General features: G+C 44.9%; 13 protein-coding genes. 6 read left to right on the top strand and 7 right to left on the bottom strand.

Going from position 1 to position 17258, the window contains the following annotated elements:
• Nucleotides 1–6 precede the first annotated feature (6 nt).
• Both A6049_RS12575 and A6049_RS12570 read right to left on the bottom strand, forming a co-directional pair.
• On the bottom strand, nucleotides 7–648 hold the full coding sequence (locus tag A6049_RS12575) for a DUF2306 domain-containing protein (RefSeq protein WP_063564982.1): 642 nt from the start codon (nucleotides 646–648) through the stop codon (nucleotides 7–9).
• Nucleotides 649–696: 48 nt separating this feature from the next.
• Nucleotides 697–1731, bottom strand: coding sequence for a DJ-1/PfpI family protein (locus tag A6049_RS12570; RefSeq protein ID WP_063564981.1), 1035 nt, complete (start codon nucleotides 1729–1731; stop codon nucleotides 697–699).
• Between the two features lie 177 nt (nucleotides 1732–1908).
• Here A6049_RS12570 and A6049_RS12565 point away from each other — a divergent pair, with 177 nt between their 5' ends.
• From A6049_RS12565 to A6049_RS12555, 3 genes are all read left to right on the top strand, one after another.
• Nucleotides 1909–2595 carry a response regulator transcription factor gene (locus A6049_RS12565; protein ID WP_063564980.1) on the top strand — a complete coding sequence of 229 codons (687 nt, stop codon included), beginning with the start codon at nucleotides 1909–1911 and terminating at the stop codon, nucleotides 2593–2595.
• 1 nt (nucleotide 2596) lies between these two features.
• Nucleotides 2597–3928 (top strand): sensor histidine kinase, encoded by a 1332-nt coding sequence (locus tag A6049_RS12560; protein ID WP_063564979.1) that lies wholly within the window; start codon nucleotides 2597–2599, stop codon nucleotides 3926–3928.
• Nucleotides 3929–4131: 203 nt separating this feature from the next.
• Entirely contained in the window at nucleotides 4132–5133 is a 1002-nt protein-coding gene (locus A6049_RS12555; protein ID WP_063564978.1) for an NADP-dependent oxidoreductase, read from the top strand.
• 67 nt (nucleotides 5134–5200) lie between these two features.
• On the opposite strand, the gene A6049_RS12550 is transcribed toward A6049_RS12555, so the two are convergent.
• Entirely contained in the window at nucleotides 5201–6046 is an 846-nt protein-coding gene (locus tag A6049_RS12550) for an AraC family transcriptional regulator (RefSeq protein ID WP_063564977.1), read from the bottom strand.
• Nucleotides 6047–6377: 331 nt separating this feature from the next.
• Here A6049_RS12550 and helD point away from each other — a divergent pair, with 331 nt between their 5' ends.
• The 3 genes from helD (at nucleotide 6378) to A6049_RS12535 (ending at nucleotide 13390) form a co-directional block, all read left to right on the top strand.
• Nucleotides 6378–8807 carry an RNA polymerase recycling motor HelD gene (helD, locus tag A6049_RS12545; protein ID WP_063564976.1) on the top strand — a complete coding sequence of 810 codons (2430 nt, stop codon included), beginning with the start codon at nucleotides 6378–6380 and terminating at the stop codon, nucleotides 8805–8807.
• Between the two features lie 262 nt (nucleotides 8808–9069).
• Nucleotides 9070–11919 (top strand): glycoside hydrolase family 2 TIM barrel-domain containing protein, encoded by a 2850-nt coding sequence (locus A6049_RS12540; RefSeq protein WP_063564975.1) that lies wholly within the window; start codon nucleotides 9070–9072, stop codon nucleotides 11917–11919.
• Between the two features lie 124 nt (nucleotides 11920–12043).
• Nucleotides 12044–13390 carry an amino acid permease gene (locus tag A6049_RS12535; protein ID WP_063564974.1) on the top strand — a complete coding sequence of 449 codons (1347 nt, stop codon included), beginning with the start codon at nucleotides 12044–12046 and terminating at the stop codon, nucleotides 13388–13390.
• A gap of 18 nt (nucleotides 13391–13408) precedes the next feature.
• Here the strand turns inward: A6049_RS12535 and A6049_RS12530 are convergent, their stop codons facing one another.
• From A6049_RS12530 to A6049_RS12515, 4 genes are all read right to left on the bottom strand, one after another.
• Nucleotides 13409–14170 (bottom strand): YqcI/YcgG family protein, encoded by a 762-nt coding sequence (locus A6049_RS12530; protein WP_063564973.1) that lies wholly within the window; start codon nucleotides 14168–14170, stop codon nucleotides 13409–13411.
• Nucleotides 14171–14253: 83 nt separating this feature from the next.
• A complete protein-coding gene (locus tag A6049_RS12525) occupies nucleotides 14254–14880 on the bottom strand; it encodes a LysE family transporter (RefSeq protein WP_063564972.1) in 627 nt (208 codons plus the stop codon).
• Between the two features lie 112 nt (nucleotides 14881–14992).
• Nucleotides 14993–15616 carry a DUF1989 domain-containing protein gene (locus A6049_RS12520; RefSeq protein ID WP_240321381.1) on the bottom strand — a complete coding sequence of 208 codons (624 nt, stop codon included), beginning with the start codon at nucleotides 15614–15616 and terminating at the stop codon, nucleotides 14993–14995.
• 112 nt (nucleotides 15617–15728) lie between these two features.
• The gene (locus tag A6049_RS12515; RefSeq protein ID WP_063564971.1) at nucleotides 15729–17234 is read right to left on the bottom strand and encodes an amidase; all 1506 of its coding nucleotides are present in this window, start codon (nucleotides 17232–17234) and stop codon (nucleotides 15729–15731) included.
• Nucleotides 17235–17258 lie beyond the last annotated feature (24 nt).

Genomic DNA, 17258 nt, shown 5'->3' with positions numbered 1-17258 from the left:
GAAAAATTATTCGGGGGCTGTTCTTGATTTGAAGTTCATTCTGATGATGAATTCTGGAATAACTAGCAGCAAAGCAATAGAGCCATAAATACTTACAGTGTAGCTTGTAACATAAGCCAACCCGAATCCCAGATGAAAAAGGGAAGTGATGAGGTGAATCAACATGTTCGTGAAGCAAAAGGCATAACTTCGAATCATCCAGTTCCGGTGTTGAACCATTCGTTTCTGTTTAATTTGAATGAGAGCGGTAATCGTAATGAATAGCCAGATGATATTAAGCGCATTGAAACCGATACTGCTTATTTTCCCTCCAGTAGCGTAAGGGGCCATATAACCGGAAGTCAGTACAACAAGCGCTACGGACACAATGTAAACATAACCATTTATACGGTGGAACCTGCGGCTCTTTTCAAAAATCCGATTAGAGAAGTTGAGTAATCCAGACGCCATGGCCAAACATGCAAACGCAACATGAACGTACATGACATTCAGCCAGATCGGAAGATGAAGCTCACGCTTCGAACCGGTCTTATGGCTTAAAAAGCTTGAAGCTTCAGGGTCTATCCAATAGTTCTTCACTAGAGCATACACAATAAAGAAAATACTGACGCAGGCCAGCCATCCGTATAACGTTCCTCGTTTCTTCATATCAAACTACAACCCCGAAACTCTTTTTTGTGCACATAGCTAACCAGGCTAGTTTATTCGTTTTCCTGTTAATTTGGAAGCAGGAAGAAGGCCAGCCTTAGCGATTCCATTCATTTGATCTCCATCCACGGCAACTTCGAATTTCAGATTCAAACGCATAGGTTTAGTAATTGACAGGCTCCAGGTCAACTTGTTGTCGCAGAGTACAGGGTTCATAAATGGGATTGTTTCGTTACCTTGTGTTGCTGTGCCCTGGATCACATCAGAAATTGTCTTTATGTAGAGTTTGACCTCCAGTTTACCGACTGGTGTAGCGATTGTTGTGTCCCAATTCCCATCAAAGACGGTTGTCTGAGTTTTCTCATTAAGCAATATGCCAGAGGTCACTACCGTTTGATTCATTACAATGTTCGGTTCGTTGTCTGTCAACGACTTGTGAGTGGTGGGCGCAATGCCCTTTGCTCTCCAAACGGTTCCTCTCCGCTCATACTCAAACAACTGCTCTATCTCGTGTGCGATACGTGGCCCCAGTTCACGTTCGACCAGATACAACGCAACATCAAGCCCCGAGGTCACACCGCCGCCAGTAACCAGATTACCATCATCCACTACGCGTGCCGGGACAGGAATTGCCCCAGTCGCACCAAGTAAATCCATACCCAAACGATGTGTTACAGCAGATCTTCCTTCCAGGAGTCCTCCCATAGCTAACAAGAGGGAACCACCGCAGACTGTAGCGACTAAGATGTCTTTGTGGTCGAGAGCTGTCTTGATCATTGTAGTCAATTCCGTATTCATGGCTTTACCAAGAATGGCAGGAATCGAGTCTGGACCATCTCCTTCAACATTACCGGCTGCACCAGGCACAAGTATGATACCCCCACGTTCCGGGTCAAGAGTGTTGTTCGCTTCAATTGTCAAACCATTCATACCACTAGTCACTGGTCTTGGACCTTCAGCCGTGACCATCTCTACTCTTACGGCGTTGTCGGTATGCATGGAAGCGGCGCAAAATACTTCGTAAGGTGCAACGGCATCCAATAGGTCGAAGCCATCAAATAACACGATTTGAACAGTTAACATTGCATCCATCCCCTTATCTTTAAGTCGTCCGTACTCACAGTTAGAATCGTAACAAACAAATATCTCAAAGGAAGTCCTAAAAAGGTCACAAAACGATAAACAAATCATCACAGAATTTAGTCTCGACTTGGTAAAGGAAGAAAAAATGATAAACTAGATGGCAGAGGTGGGATAAGCATGAGTATGTATCATACGATACTTGTTGTAGATGATGATCAGAGCATCGTTGAGCTATTAAGGGACTTTCTAGAGAATGACCAATTTCACGTAAAGACTGCTTGTGATACGGAACAAGCTTGGGCCATACTGCAACAGCATTCCATAGATTGCATTGTACTGGACATTATGATGCCGGGACAAAACGGATTTGAGCTATGCCGTAGAATTCGAGGGGACAGCAATGTTCCAATCCTTTTCTTGAGTGCTCGCAGTGATGATGTGGACAAGATCCGTGGCCTTACGCTCGGAGGAGATGATTATATCGTCAAAACGGCTTCGCCTGGGGAAATTGTTGCCAGAGTGAAAGCCGTGTTACGGCGCACTACTTCCAGGCAACCCATGGAAAGGAAGATCTTGGATTATGGACGCATCCAGTTAAATCTGACTGCAAGAGAAGTCCTGATCGAAGGGGGAAAAGTCGAGCTTACACCTAAAGAATATGAGTTGTTGCGATTATTTGCGGAGCACCCGAGGCAGGTTTTCTCCTACGAACAACTGCTTGCAAAGTTTTGGGAAGGTGTAGGCGACAGGCATACCATTCGGGTACATCTTAGCCGGCTTCGCGAAAAAATTGAATCCGATCCAAACCATCCACAATTCCTCATCAACGTGTGGGGAGTAGGATACCGTTTTGAGGGAGTGTAACATGAGAAAACTCCGTATTCGTACATTTACTATGCTTTGTTTATTCTTCTTGCTTACATTGCCTTGGATCTTTTTTGTCACGGCTCACTTTATGGACACTCAGTCGTTTAGCATCTCTACAAGCCAACAGCAAAATGAAACGCTGCAAAGACATCTCACTGAGATGATCCACATGATTGAAGTTGGTACGGATAAATGGACGGATACCGGTTGGCAAAACGAACTTCATACTGAGTTGAGCAAAGCAAAGATGGATGTGGAGATTGAATCTGCGTCCAATTCGGAAATATATCGTTCCAGCCCGAAGCGTCACAGTCGATTCTCGTCGACCGAACAGTTCTCTGTCATAAAGGATGGGGAATTGCTGGGGAGGGTTGTTCTTTATCTGCCTAAATCCAACGGAGTTCCAATGATTGCTGCATTTTTCGGACTGCTGCTTTCTTTCTTTGTGGTTGGAGTTGAAATGAGAAGATTCCTTCTTAAACCTCTTGAGAAAATGAGCAAGGCGGCCAGAAAAATTGCAGCAGGACATTGGGAAGTCCAATTACCTAAATCCAGAATCACGGAAATTGCCGAAGTCCGTGATGGATTCGAAGTTATGGTGAAGGGGCTTGAACAATCCCACCGTAAACAAGTGGAGCTTGAGGAAGAACGCAGATTTGTCACCGCAGCCGTTGCACATGATTTACGCACACCGTTGTTTGCCTTGCGGGGGTATTTGGATGGATTGGAACAAGGAATAGCTCAGTCACCGGAGAAGGTCACCCGATATATTGCCGTATGCAAAGAGAAATCCGCTCAATTGGATCGATTGGTTGAGGACCTCTTCACTTTTACAAAAATGGAGTACTTGGAAAGTGAACTTAACACAAGAACGCTAGATTTAACACAGATCCTCCGAAGGTCGATAGAGAGTGTGAGTCCACAAGCTGAGCAGAAACATATTTCTATCTTAAACCAATTAACTGACGGTTGTTTTATTAACGGAGATTCGTATGTATTGGAGCGTGCGATGAACAATATATTGGAGAATGCCGTTAGATATACGCCATCAGGTGGCGCAATAACAGTCCGATGCTGTAAAGACGGCAAGAAAATCAGGTTTACAATCCGTGATACTGGACCTGGTTTCTCTTTCGAAGAATTAGAGCGCGTTTTTGAACCTTTGTATCGTGGGGAAACGTCTCGAAGTCGTGCAACTGGAGGCAGTGGATTAGGATTAACGATCTCACAACGAATGATGAAGCAACATGGAGGCGAACTTATGGTAAGTAACCACCCTGACGGTGGAGCAGTTCTGACAGGATGTTTACCGCTAACTGACCCGAATTAAAAAGATTTGAGCGGTCCTTGTCTCCTAAGATTAGCGTATGTTATTTAACGCATATTATGATGGATTTTGACTTCAGACTGGAAGAGAGGTAAGCCTTATCCCAGCTTCCAGTCTGGATATCACGATATTATGCTTGATTTGTTAACGTGTTAGATATAATATGTTCATATGTTTAAACTCTTAAACGTAATGGAGTGATTTAAATGCAAGCCATGGTAATTGAGAAATACGGGAAGAATGTTCCCTTGATACAGAAAGAAATGCCTATTCCTCAAATCGGAGATCATGATGTCTTGGTGGAAATCCATGCAGCAAGCTTAAATCCGATTGATTTTAAAATAAAAGAGGGCAAGGTAAAGCTCCTGCTGAATTACAAGATGCCATTGATCCTTGGAAATGATTTTTCCGGTGTTGTGGTCAAGGTGGGTAAACAGGTAAACGCTTATAAACCTGGAGATGAGGTATATGGAAGACCTCGTAAAGACAGAATTGGAACTTTGGCTGAATACATTGCTGTCCATGAAGAAGACATCGCGCTGAAGCCCCAAAACTTAAACTTTGAAGAAGCAGCATCCATACCACTGGTCGGTCTTACGACATATCAAGCCTTTTACGATATTTTGAACCTTCAGAAAGGCCAAAAAATATTGATTCACGCAGGATCAGGAGGGGTTGGCACGTTCGCCATCCAGTTGGCCAAATTAATGGGAGCTTATGTTGCCACTACTGCCAGCGATAGAGGTTACGCATTGGTCCAATCCCTTGGTGCCGATCGTATTATCAATTATTGTAAAGAAAATTTTGAAGAAATGCTGTCGGGATATGACGCGGTGTATGACACGATAGGAGGCGAGGTGCTGGAAAAATCCTTCCAAGTACTTAAGCCGAATGGGAAAATAGTATCTATTTCCGGTTTGCCGAACGCGAGATTCGGGCGAGAAGCCAACTTAGGCTGGTTAAAGACCACACTGCTATCGATGGTGAGCCATAGGATTACAACTCTTGAGAAGAAAAACCAGGCAAGATATCATTTTCTGTTTATGAAACCAAGCGGGTTGCAATTAGAGCGAATAAAGGGTTACTTGGAGGAAGGTCTCATTAAACCGGTGATTGATAAGGTTTATAATTTCAAGGATGTCGGGCAAGCATTTCAGTATCTTGAAGGTGGAAGTGCCAAAGGAAAGGTCATCGTTAAAATGAAGTGAAGTGTTCAATGGAGGTGGATACCGTTCTTGTCCGAATGGAGGACAAGAACGGATACTATAATTCTCTTTATTTTATCGGTATCCAGATTTGAGGCGGCTGGTGAGGTCCTGGATATACTTCAAGTTCAGGTATACCCGCATGCTTGTAAGGGTTGGAAGGGAACCATTCAGAAATAATCTGCTTCCATAAACGCTGCATACTCTCCGGCATCGGACCTTCGACTTCAAAGACACTCCATTTGGAAGCTGGAATTGTAAAGGATGATAATCCTTCAGGTACTTCACCATCATACGACGTAGCAATCCAGTATTCCATCTGCTTCTCCTGAATCTCGTTCTGATCCACACAGACGCCTAACAATCCTTGAATTACACCATTATTCAAATCAAATAAACGATCTTCTGTACCACTCGTATACGCATCCTGCCACATTTTGGCTATGCCTCGTAAGTTTTCCCCATCAATATAAGAGAAAGCCTGCTTTATCCCTACTAATGTAAACGCAGCTTGTTCAACAATTCTGTGATTCATCGGTTCTGCTCCTTTTAGACTTAATTGAATAACCAAACGATTATACGATTTGATAGAAGTACTCTTCTTACGCGCTTCACTGGGGGCAATTCCGTGCTGCCTCCGAAAAGCTTTGGAGAAAGATTCAGGAGTGTCATAGCCATACTTGAGCGCCAGATCAATGATTTTGTGATCACTCTGTATCAGTTCATTGGCTGCCAATGTTAATCGTCTTCGTCTGATATATTCGGCTACGGTAACATCAGTTAATAAGGCAAACGTACGTTGAAAATGAAAGGGAGAAATATGAGCTTGTGCTGCAATTTGCTCCATTGTCATATTTTCGAGTAAATGTTCTTCCATATATGCAATAGCTAGCTGTAATGATTCGATCCAGTTCATACGGTTAACCACTCCTTGATTCTTATAATAGATGAAGACTGATTCAAGAACCTGTCATTATGTGCTTTCATTTGTCCGGTTAGGGAAAGAGGGAGAGGGAGACCCAATACACACGAAAAAAGATGACCCCCTGATAAATTCAAAGGCCATCTTTTGGCAAACGAAAAAAAGAATTGAACGAAAAATAACGCTATGATATAATCGTTAGCGCCATTGACAAACAAAATTAAAGTATGTACTTATTTTTATCCCTACTTTAATTTTACATCTGGAATTTTGATTTGTCAATGCTCTTTTTCATCCAAAAATAGGAAAAGGAGTGGTTAGAGAGATGCAAACAAAAGATTGGCAGCTGGAACAGGAACGGCTGGAGTCTGTAAGGAACAAACTGCAGGCCAAAATCGCAGAATTGGAGCCAAAGGTTGCCGGAATGCATGACCAGGCTACGGAAATTCGCAAGCGCTTTTGGGAAGAAGTTACGATCAACACTAGCACCCACGAAGATTTCGAAGAGACTTTCTACACCATTAACCAGCAGTCCGCGGTATTGGCCGAGCGGGAACGTGGTCACATGCGGTTGACGCAGCAATGGAATAACATGAAACGTTTGCTCCCGTCCCCTTATTTTGGCCGCATCGACTTTCAGGAGAAAGGTCTGGCCTACACCGATCAGATCTATATCGGCGTATCTTCTTTTGTCGACCAAGATGGATTGAGCTTTCTGATCTATGATTGGCGTACACCGATCGCGAGCATGTACTACGATTCTTCCCCCGGTGTAGCGTCCTATGTGACGCCGATCGGAAGAATCGATGGCACAATAGAGCTCAAACGGCAATTTCAGATCCATAACGGAGAAATCAACAACATGTTTGATGCAAATGAAACGATTGGAGACCAATTATTGCAGCAAGTGCTCGGCAAAGGTGCGGATTCACAAATGAAAAGCATCGTGGCAACCATTCAGAAGGAACAAAACGCCATTATCCGTAATGACACAAGCCGAATGCTTATCGTACAAGGAGCAGCCGGTAGCGGTAAAACTTCGGCAGCCTTGCAGCGAGTGGCGTACTTATTGTACAAACACCGCCAGACGATCAGTGCTGATCAGATCGTCCTTTTCTCACCGAATCCGATGTTTGGCAGTTATATTTCCACTGTCCTTCCGGAGCTCGGTGAAGATAATATGCAGCAGACTACTTTTCAACAATTTCTCGACTATTGGCTCGGCTCTTCGTTGCGTCCGGAGGATGTCTTTGATCAGATTGAATATGTACTGACCGCGCATGAAGCTCCAGGTTATGAGGCGCGGCTTCAGGGAATCGAATATAAAGCTTCTGATGCTTTTTTGCAGGCCTTGCAGAACTATGGAAACTGGTTGGGGCAGGAAGGCATGCGATTCAACAGCATTCGGTTTCGAAATCGTGATTTGATTACTGCGGAGCAAATGAGAGACAAATTTTACGGTTATGATCGTTCCCTGCCCTTGCTAAATCGCGTTGTACTCTTGCAGGAGTGGCTGCTGAAAGAGCTGGCTTCTCTGGAACGTATGGAACGTGAAGAATCATGGGTACAGGAAGAATTGAATTATCTCGACAACGATCAGTATGCGGATATCTTCGAAGTACTGCATAAAGATAAGGAAGTATTTGATATCGCGGAACAGTACGCCCAAATTCGTGAGAAAATAAGCAAGAAGCGTCGAGAAGATGAAGGTGATTTTGACTTTGCCCAGAAGGAGGAGGAACTGCTCGGCCGCAAGATCGTGAAAGAACGGTTTAGCCCACTAAGAAAAGGTATCAAGAAATTCTCGTTTGTTGATATCAAAGGCATATATGGCGAATTGTTTGTTGACGAAGCCACTTATCGGGAGAAAACGAATGCTACGTTTATCCCCTCGCTATGGCCTGAGATATGCAGTCAAACCAAGGAAAGCCTGATCCGGAGCGAGTTGTTCCATGAGGATGCGACGCCCTATTTGTATGTAAAAGAAATGATTGAAGGTGTCCGGACAAACACGGAAATTAAGTATGTCTTCGTTGACGAGGGTCAGGATTATTCAACATTTCAATATGAATATCTCAAAAAGCTGTTTCCTCGAGCCCGTATGACCGTGCTCGGCGATTTCGGGCAAGCGATCTTCACGCAGGCTACTAATTTGGCCGCAGCTGATTCACCATTAGTCCGTCTCTACGGTGAAGCCGAAACAAGTCTTTTCTCCCTAGTACGCAGTTATCGCTCAACGAAGGAGATCGTTGAATTTACAAGAGCGATGCTTCCAGACGGAGATGAAATTGTACCCTTTGAAAGAAAAGGCCTAAAGCCCCTGCTGACGAGAAGCAACGACAGAGAGCAGCTGGATGCACAAATGGTGGCAGATATCGCGTCACTAAGAGCTGAGGGCTTTGATTCCATCGCTATTATTACGAAGACCGCCGCCGAAAGCCACAAGGCCCATGAATCGTTACAGATTCAAGGAGGCGAAGTGTTGCAGCTCGTTACGAAGGAAACGTTCAACTTTGAAAAAGGTGTAATGGTCATTCCTGTGTACCTTGCCAAAGGTGTTGAGTTCGATGCAGTCTTGGTCTATGATGCTTCGTCTGGAGCTTATAGCCGCGACAATGAACGCAAACTTCTTTATACGGCTTGTACGCGCGCTATGCATCGCCTTCATCTGTACATGGCGGGCGATTGGTCGCCTTTCATACAGGCCTTGCCAGCGGATTTGTATGAGGAATCAGAGGCCTATACAACCAAGTAAACATGCCGGGACTGTCAGATCTAACAGCGTATGAGAATTGACTACTCAAATAAGTAGCACTAGTCGCCTTTTAGGCGACTTTTTTTTGAATTTCTAAGTCATTATAGAGACGAACTTGTCAGCGATAACCTTTGGATTATTTCCATATTGTTATACTCAGCATAAATTTTATTATATGGGTGGACTAAGATTACAGTTATATAATAGAAATACGTAAACAGAAGAATAGATTGTATACATAAAGTATAGAGGAGCTAAGATCATGTTAACCAAAATGAACTTGCAGGGAAGCTGGGAGCTTCAACTGGATGAACATAAACAAGGCGCTCAAGGCCCATTTGACGATACCATAACGCTGCCGAACACGACTTCTCATGCACGCAAAGGAAGAAAGAATGATGTAGCTCACATCGGGTCTTTGACTGATGTATATGCATATGAAGGATGGGTGTGGCTGAAAAGGGAGATTGATATACCTTCAACGCTTGCTGGCAAGAAATGCAGTTTGTATCTGGAACGCACGCGCATAACCAAGTTATGGGTCGATGGTGAAGAAGTTGGAGCGCAGGATAGTCTTAACACCCCCCATGTGTATATCTTGCCGGAAGGGCTATCGGAGGGAGAACACACCCTCACTATCCGGGTCGATAATACGGAATATCCGACGAAAGGCGGACATCTTACATCCATCGATACTCAGACCAACTGGAACGGAATTACCGGGAAGCTGGAGCTTCATTTTTACCACGATGTGCACTTGGGTGAGGTACAGATCTATCCCAATGCTACAGAGCGAACATTCAGAATCACAAGTACATTGTCCACATCGATACCAGGTACTGTATTGTCCGTTACTGCGCAAACCTTCAAGCCGCTCTTAAAAGAGACTCATGGATATATAGCATCAGACAGAAATCATGTGGTGAATGAGCAAACCTATCTATGTAACCAGGATGAAGTTAATGTGCTCTACAATATGGGAGACGACGCATTTCTCTGGAGTGACTCTGACCCACATCTGTATGTGCTGACCCTTACTCTGATGGGTGAACATGGCGATGTGCTGGATACAACTGAAATCATAACAGGACTGCGAGATTTTGAAGCTAATGGAGATGCTTTTACCATCAACGGTCGAAAGACCTTTCTTCGTGGAAAACATGATGGTCTAATCTTCCCGCTTACAGGTTACGCGCCAACCGATGTGGATGAATGGCTGCAAATCCTGAGTATTTCCAAATCATATGGTATAAATCATTATCGTTTCCATACCTGTTGTCCACCTGAAGCAGCGTTCACCGCTGCAGATATGCTTGGTATCTATATGGAGCCTGAGTTGCCATTCTGGGGAACAATCACGGATGAACTTGACCCACAGCATAATCAGGCTGAACAGGACTATCTTATTCGTGAAGGCTTTGCCATGCTCAAGGCGTTTGGGAATCATCCTTCTTTTGTAATGATGTCACTCGGTAATGAACTTTGGGGCAGTAAAGAAAGACTGAATGCCATTATCAAAGCGTATAGAGCATTTGATCCACGCCCTCTGTACACCCAGGGTTCAAACAATTTTCAGTTCACTCCGCTGATTCTAGAGGAAGAAGATTTTTACTGTGGCGTACGTTTTTCCAAAGATAGACTTTTCCGCGGCTCTTATGCCATGTGTGATGCACCGTTGGGTCATGTTCAAACCGACGTGCCTGGTACCCTGAAGGATTACGACGACATGATCTTGCCAGATAGGACAGTTTCGGAGAATGAGGGAATTCAAGCAGAAGAATCGGAAATTCAAATTCAATATGGCACGGAGGCCAAGATCGTGAAAGCCGCTTCTGTTGAACAACAACTCATTCCACATCTACCCGTCATCTCCCATGAGATTGGACAATATGCCATGTATCCCAATTATGAAGAGATCGAGAAGTATACCGGATCGCTGAAGGCAAAAAACTTCGAGGTGTTTCGGGAACGATTGCAATCCAAAGGAATGGGACATCTGGCTGAACCCTTTTTCAAAAGCTCTGGCAAACTTGCAGTAGCCTGCTATAAGGAGGAGCTTGAGGCGGCATTTCGATCCAATCATCTGGCAGGATTTCAATTGCTCGATCTTCAGGACTTTAGTGGACAGGGGACTGCACTGGTAGGTATTTTGGATGCCTTCATGGATTCGAAAGGGCTGGTTACTCCTGAGGAGTGGAGGACGTATTGCTCCGATGCAGTACTTCTGGCCCGATTCGAGAAATATAACTACAATTCGGGTGAAGATTTCAATGCCTATATTCAATTAAGGTACTACCGAACAGATTCATTGAGGGGTCAGACTGTGGAGTGGGAAATGCGTGATTTGGATCAGCGGATTGTACAAGGAAAAGACGAGATTTCTTTTGTCTCTGGAGAAACTTGGTTTGAGATTAGCCAAATAAAGTTCAAGCTGCCTGATGTGAAAAAGATGACGCCAATCACTCTATCCCTGCATATTCCAGGTACCGATATTCGGAAACAATATGACCTATGGGTATACCCTGATCATGATGTGACAGCTATTGAACATGACTATATTTATAAGGAATTGTCCGAAGAAGTAATTGCCTTACTTGAAAAAGGTGAGAGCGTGCTGCTGCTCCCAACACTCGAAGATAACGACAGTTCAGTCGAAGGCACATATTGTACTGATTTCTGGTGTTATCCGATGTTCCGATCCATTTCGGAAAGCATGAACAAGCAAGTTCCCGTCGGCACACTAGGCCTTCTAATCAATAACTCACACCCTGCATTGAAGCACTTTCCAAGTGAGACCCATTCCACTTATCCTTGGTGGCATATCGTTATGAATTCACGGTCTATTATTTTGGATAAGGTCGCAGAGAATGTTCAACCTTTCGTTCAAACCATCGATAATTTTGAACGTAATCATAAGCTGGGGCTGCTGTTTGAATGCCAAGTTGGAAAAGGCAAGCTGCTGGTTGGAGCACTACATTATGATAAATTGATTAAACAGACAGAAGGGCGCCAGTTACTCTACAGCCTTGCACAATATGTAAAAAGTGAGGACTTCCAACCGGAAGCCAAGATAGAACTGGATGAGCTTCAACAGTTGTTAGGAAAGAAATAGGTACAGTTAACGTAAAAATTATTATGTAAACTTATTCAAGTCAGTTTTATTTCTTTTTACCTTAATGACATAAAACCTCCATCATATGTAAACCGTAATGGGGTACGCATGAAGGAGGATACATATGAAAAGCCATGTGCATCAAAAAGAAGAAGAGAAACTGAGCTGGATTAGTCTTTCCTTATTTGGAGCGGGGTGTACGCTGGGAACCGGATTTTTCCTCGGAACAAGTCTGGCTATTCATTGGTCCGGTTTATCCGTGCTTGTACTTTTGGTGCTGGCTGCTGCGGGGACCTATTTTGTATTTGGAGCATTAGCTCAGATGACGGCAGAAGATCCGAAAGAAGGGGCTTTTCGAACATATGCCGGTGAAGCGTTCGGCCCATGGGCCGGTTTCGGAAGCGGATGGATGTATTGGTCTTCCGAAATGCTGATCATGGGCAGTTCATTAACGGCTCTCGGATTATTCTCTCAATTTTGGTTTCCCAAGTTTCCTTTGTGGGTGTTTGTGGCAGTATACGCATGTATTGGATTGTTCATCGCCGCATTGGGAGCCAAAGGGTTAACTCAAACAGAAAATGTACTCGCAGTAATCAAGTTAGCTGCAACGGTTGCTTTTATCGCGATTGCAGCAGCGGCTTGTCTGGGCTGGTTAGATGTGAAGATTACGCCGCAGAAAATAACGAATGAATGGTTCCCTCACAAAATAAAAGGCGTGTGGACCGGGTTTATTTATGCCTTTTTTGCCTTTGCCGGGATTGAGGTCATGGGTTTAATGGCAGCCAAGCTGAAAGAACCTAAGGATGCAGTGAAATCAGGCAGAGTGATGTTATTAACCGTCAGTACGCTGTATGTTGTGGCAATTGCCTTAATCCTTCTTCTGGTTCCTGCTGCTAAATTAACACCAGACGAGAGTCCTCTCGTCAAAGCGATGTCATCGATTGGATTTACGGTCGTGGTTCATATTCTCAATGGAATTTTGATAATCGCCGGGTTCTCCACGATGGTCGCTTCAATCTATGCGATTACGTCCATGTTGGTTAAACTGGGTGAAGACGGAGATGCACCGAAGATGTTTACGAAGACTTGGGGAAAAAAGAACATGCCCCTATATGCATTAGGATGCACAGCGGCTGGATTAATCCTTTCTACTCTCCTGGCATTATGGATGCCTAAGAGCCTATTCGAATATGTAACAACCGCAGGCAGCTTGGTATTAATGTATACCTGGCTTCTGATTTGCATCACGTATATCAAAAAAATGAAGCCAACAAGTTGGAATCGCATCAAAGTGTGGATCGCCATGGTCCTTATACTTGCAGCAGTAGCTGGCACGGCTATGGAAAAAGCCAGCAGAAGAGGTCTGCTGGCAAGTATAGGTCTTGTTGTATTGATAGCCTTGATTACTTACATTGTAAACAAAGTACGAAAACCGCAACCTTCGCCATCTACTGAACCATCAAAGCCCTGAATGGGTGTCTCGTATCAGCTATTTCGTCAATTTGCTAATGGCTTGCTTCATGCGCAAAAAAGGACATTTGGAAGGGGTCTGCTCGTCATCGGGCAGGAAATATTGTTTCCATTCCAGATTATCCTGCTCCCCATACCACATGAGCGAAGGATGAGCAGGAACGGCATCATAGGCTGCCAAGCGCTTGCGAATCAAGGTTTTCATTTTCCGGCCAAGAGGTGTGTTGTCATTAATGGATTCAAACACCCACCTTGGTTGAAAAGCAAACATAAGATAAGGGAAGTGTCTACTGGCTCTAAGTTCGTGCGCGGGAGTGGCACAGAAACAAAAGTAAGGCTCCCCGCCAAAGCAAAATTCCCATGTGGCTTCATGCGGATCAGTCGAAATATGTTCAGGCCAGGAGGCAGTATCGAGTGAACTTACCCGGTTAAGCATCTCCCAGAACAAGGACTGATACTGCTCCACTGTTGTGTTGTTTCTCAAATCATCCGGTGTCTCGCAAATGACAACCAAAGAAGCGTAATGTCCCGTTTCCCGAGAAACAGGCCCATATTGACTAAGTAATTCCGCCATGTCTTCAGCAGAAGCTTGGGTTCGCGGATCCCTTGTGAATCCGTATCTCAAATGTCCGGAGAGAAAACCCATACGTCCGGGTACACAAGGATACGTATTACCCTCATCTGCAATCATATTGGCAAATTTTGAATAAGCGTCCTGCTGCCATTCGGGCAGACCTTTGAATGATGCATTTATTTCATCGGCACTGTACAGCTCTGCCATGGATTCCCCAACTCCATTCCACATGATACCGTTAACGTATTAATGCGGATGGCGTTGGGTGACTGTCCAGTGTAGTTTTTATGTCAGAAAAAGATAGATCGTACTGCTTCAAAACCGAAGTACAGGCCAAATCCGATCAGACAGATCCCTGAGATAATGGAGATCCAGCGCAAAACGGTTTCGTTGCTGCGTTTATGAAATCGACTAGCCATGCCAGCCATGATGACATCCCAGACAAGGATTCCTATGAAAATACCAGAACTGTATAGTAGCAGATGAGCGGTGTCGGTATGCTTCACGGTTGTAGCAAGAATAGAGCCGTAAATGCCGAGCCAGAATAAAATATTCAGGGGATTGGACAGGGCCATGAGAAAGCCAGAGACAAAAGATTTTCCCACTCTTGCTTCTGCTGTAGAAGAGGTCTGGATACCGTCTTTCAACTTGGAAAGTGTTTCCACACCGGTATACACCAGAATAAAACTGCCAAAAGACCAAAGAAAAGAGCGCATGAAAGGCGTGTCCAGAAAATGGGCAACTCCAAAGTAGATCAGAAGCATGTACACCAAATCGGCAAACATGGCTCCCAGTCCCAGAATCCAGGCATGCATAAATCCGTGGCGGGCTCCGCGATCCAACTGAGCGGCATTAATCGGACCAATTGGAGCGGATAGTGAGATTCCCAGAATAATATAACTAAACAGTACAGACATATACGCGTTCACTCCTTAACGGGTTCGACGAATTGTACCGGTAAGACACACACATATGGGTACAAGTCATCGTATTCCCGTCTGGAGCAAATTAGAACAAGCTGTGCGTCGCTTAATCTGATAAGGACTCTACATCCAGCTGAATGGCTGTACAATGATATCCATTGCATGAGCTTTCTTCACAAGGACAAGCTGACAGACCGATAACCAAATCAATCAATGCCTCCATCTCCACATAATCACCGGCGCGCGAATCTGGAGCTACGACATCAATCTTGCCCAGATCATCTACGACCGATTTCATAAACAAATTAAATGGATAATGCTGATCCGGCGGCAAGATCCCGAACGGTTCAAGAGCCTGATTTAGGTTATGATAGCAGCTGGCATGATCCTTTTTGTCATATAATACTTCATACATTTCCGGACGACAGGCAGAGTTGAAGAAATCATGAACACCAACCGTGTCACGAACGATCTTAAGCAACGGCTGATATTGATTGGAATACACAGACTGTCCTGGTTTGATCCGGTAGGACCGCAGTACGTCCATCGTTACACCTGGGTCTAGTCGATTATTGGCATTTTGAGCATCATATGCAACAAAATCAACGACCTGCTGCCCCTCCAAATCGGTCACCCGAATTAATGAACCTTTATTTACCTTGACGGCATAACCGGTTTTGGCCGGGATACGAACAGACTGTTTATGGCGTTGCGTTGTATTCATATTCATTCGTTACATTCCTCCGCTGTTTTTGCTTTCAGTATGCGGAGCTGACATGGCTTTCATGCACATTGGAAAACATAAGTCTCACATTGAAAATGATACAGGTTGTATTCAGCGTTTATGCTGGAAACAGTGGATTACCCTTCATGCCGACCCATAGTTCGGATATTTCCAGCTGACCAGCCAGATGAAGCAACCAGTCTTCACGGCCTTTCGTTGCCATAATCTGTACACCCATGGGCAGGCCTTCAGGAGTCAGATGCACAGGAACACTCATGGCGGGTTGACCCGTCAGATTCGCGAGCTGAGTGAACGGAGTGTAGGTAAGACTTGGTTCAAACATCTCATAAATCAACTGCTGCTGCTGGATCTTGTCCAAATCGCTAATACGCATCAGATGCTGAATTTGTTCATCATGAGGTGTCAATTCGCCGATTTTGGGTGCCGGAAAAGCATTGACAGGTGTGACATAAAAATCATAGCGTTCAAACAATGTGGACATCTGAGCTGCGGCAACATCCCATTCGGCCAGACTATGTACGAATTCGGCAGCGGATACTTTTTTGCCTGCTTCAGCCAGCACCCAGGACTCGATCTCCATATCAGCAGAGGTTAATGCTCTGCCCATAGAACGTTCCATCGAAGAGATCATCGCCGCCATTTCGCCGCTGTTCATCATGTAATAGTTCTCCATCAATTTGACTCCATTAACCGGACTCAGCTTTTCTTCAACCTCATGACCTTGTTCTTCCAGCCAGCGGACGAGCTTGTATACAGATTCTTTGGCTTCCGCGCTGACAGGTGTCCCCACAGGCGAATCCGTAGTATACGCAATTTTCAGTTTGCGTTGATGAGGATAATTCATATCAGCCAAGTAGCTGCCTGGAAAGAGGGGAGCATGAAACGCAGCTTCGGGTTGAATCACTTGCAGGGTATCCAGCAAAGCAGCACTGTCGCGAACGGAGCGGGACAAGGCAAAATCAATCGAAGCACCCTGCCACTGACGACCAACTCCTGGTCCAACAGGTGTCCGCCCACGTGTAGGTTTTAGTCCGAACAAGCCGCTGAATGAAGCAGGGATTCGGATGGACCCGCCACCGTCACTGGCTCCCGCAAGGGGTACAATTCCCGAGGCTACCGCGGCAGCGGCACCTCCACTTGAACCGCCTGGCGAGTGATTTGTATTCCATGGATTTCGACTTGGACCGTGAAGACGGGGCTCAGTAATATTTTTCAGGCCAAATTCCGGTGTATTGGTATGTCCGATGATAATGAAGCCTGCATCGCGCAGACGGGAAACGAAATTAGAATTCCGCTGTGCCCGATGCTCACTGAGAAGACGAGAACCCGAGGTGAGAATTTCACCTTCCAGGGATTGAGAGATATCTTTCAATAACAAGGGCACGCCGGCAAAGGGCTGCTCTCCCGGGCGAACTATACTCGCTTCCTGACGTGCACGTGTTTCATATGTACGAATGACTGCATTGAGCTGCGGGTTCACTTCTTCCAGGCGTGCATACGCCGCTTCCAGCAATTCGACAGGAGATATCTCCCGTGCGCGAACCAATTCAGCCAAACCTATAGCATCGTAAGATGTATACGAAAATGATGAAGACGAAGACATGATGATCGTTCCTCTCTAAATTGA

The organism is Paenibacillus sp. O199 (assembly GCF_001636635.1).
In the GTDB taxonomy this organism is placed as follows: Bacteria; Bacillota; Bacilli; order Paenibacillales; family Paenibacillaceae; genus Paenibacillus; species Paenibacillus marchantiae.
Note: the sequence above shows the minus strand (reverse complement) of the source record. Positions and strands in the feature narration are given on the sequence as shown.

Bases quoted from the DNA above. Each gene is read 5' to 3' on its own strand.
- A6049_RS12535 (WP_063564974.1), top strand. From the start codon at position 12,044: ATGAAAAGCCATGTGCATCAAAAAGAAGAAGAGAAACTGAGCTGGATT.
- A6049_RS12555 (WP_063564978.1), top strand. From the start codon at position 4,132: ATGCAAGCCATGGTAATTGAGAAATACGGGAAGAATGTTCCCTTGATA.
- A6049_RS12565 (WP_063564980.1), top strand. From the start codon at position 1,909: ATGAGTATGTATCATACGATACTTGTTGTAGATGATGATCAGAGCATC.
- A6049_RS12570 (WP_063564981.1), bottom strand. From the start codon at position 1,731: ATGTTAACTGTTCAAATCGTGTTATTTGATGGCTTCGACCTATTGGAT.
- A6049_RS12520 (WP_240321381.1), bottom strand. From the start codon at position 15,616: ATGAATATGAATACAACGCAACGCCATAAACAGTCTGTTCGTATCCCG.
- helD (WP_063564976.1), top strand. From the start codon at position 6,378: ATGCAAACAAAAGATTGGCAGCTGGAACAGGAACGGCTGGAGTCTGTA.
- A6049_RS12575 (WP_063564982.1), bottom strand. From the start codon at position 648: ATGAAGAAACGAGGAACGTTATACGGATGGCTGGCCTGCGTCAGTATT.
- A6049_RS12560 (WP_063564979.1), top strand. From the start codon at position 2,597: ATGAGAAAACTCCGTATTCGTACATTTACTATGCTTTGTTTATTCTTC.
- A6049_RS12530 (WP_063564973.1), bottom strand. From the start codon at position 14,170: ATGGCAGAGCTGTACAGTGCCGATGAAATAAATGCATCATTCAAAGGT.
- A6049_RS12515 (WP_063564971.1), bottom strand. From the start codon at position 17,234: ATGTCTTCGTCTTCATCATTTTCGTATACATCTTACGATGCTATAGGT.
- A6049_RS12525 (WP_063564972.1), bottom strand. From the start codon at position 14,880: ATGTCTGTACTGTTTAGTTATATTATTCTGGGAATCTCACTATCCGCT.
- A6049_RS12550 (WP_063564977.1), bottom strand. From the start codon at position 6,046: ATGAACTGGATCGAATCATTACAGCTAGCTATTGCATATATGGAAGAA.
- A6049_RS12540 (WP_063564975.1), top strand. From the start codon at position 9,070: ATGTTAACCAAAATGAACTTGCAGGGAAGCTGGGAGCTTCAACTGGAT.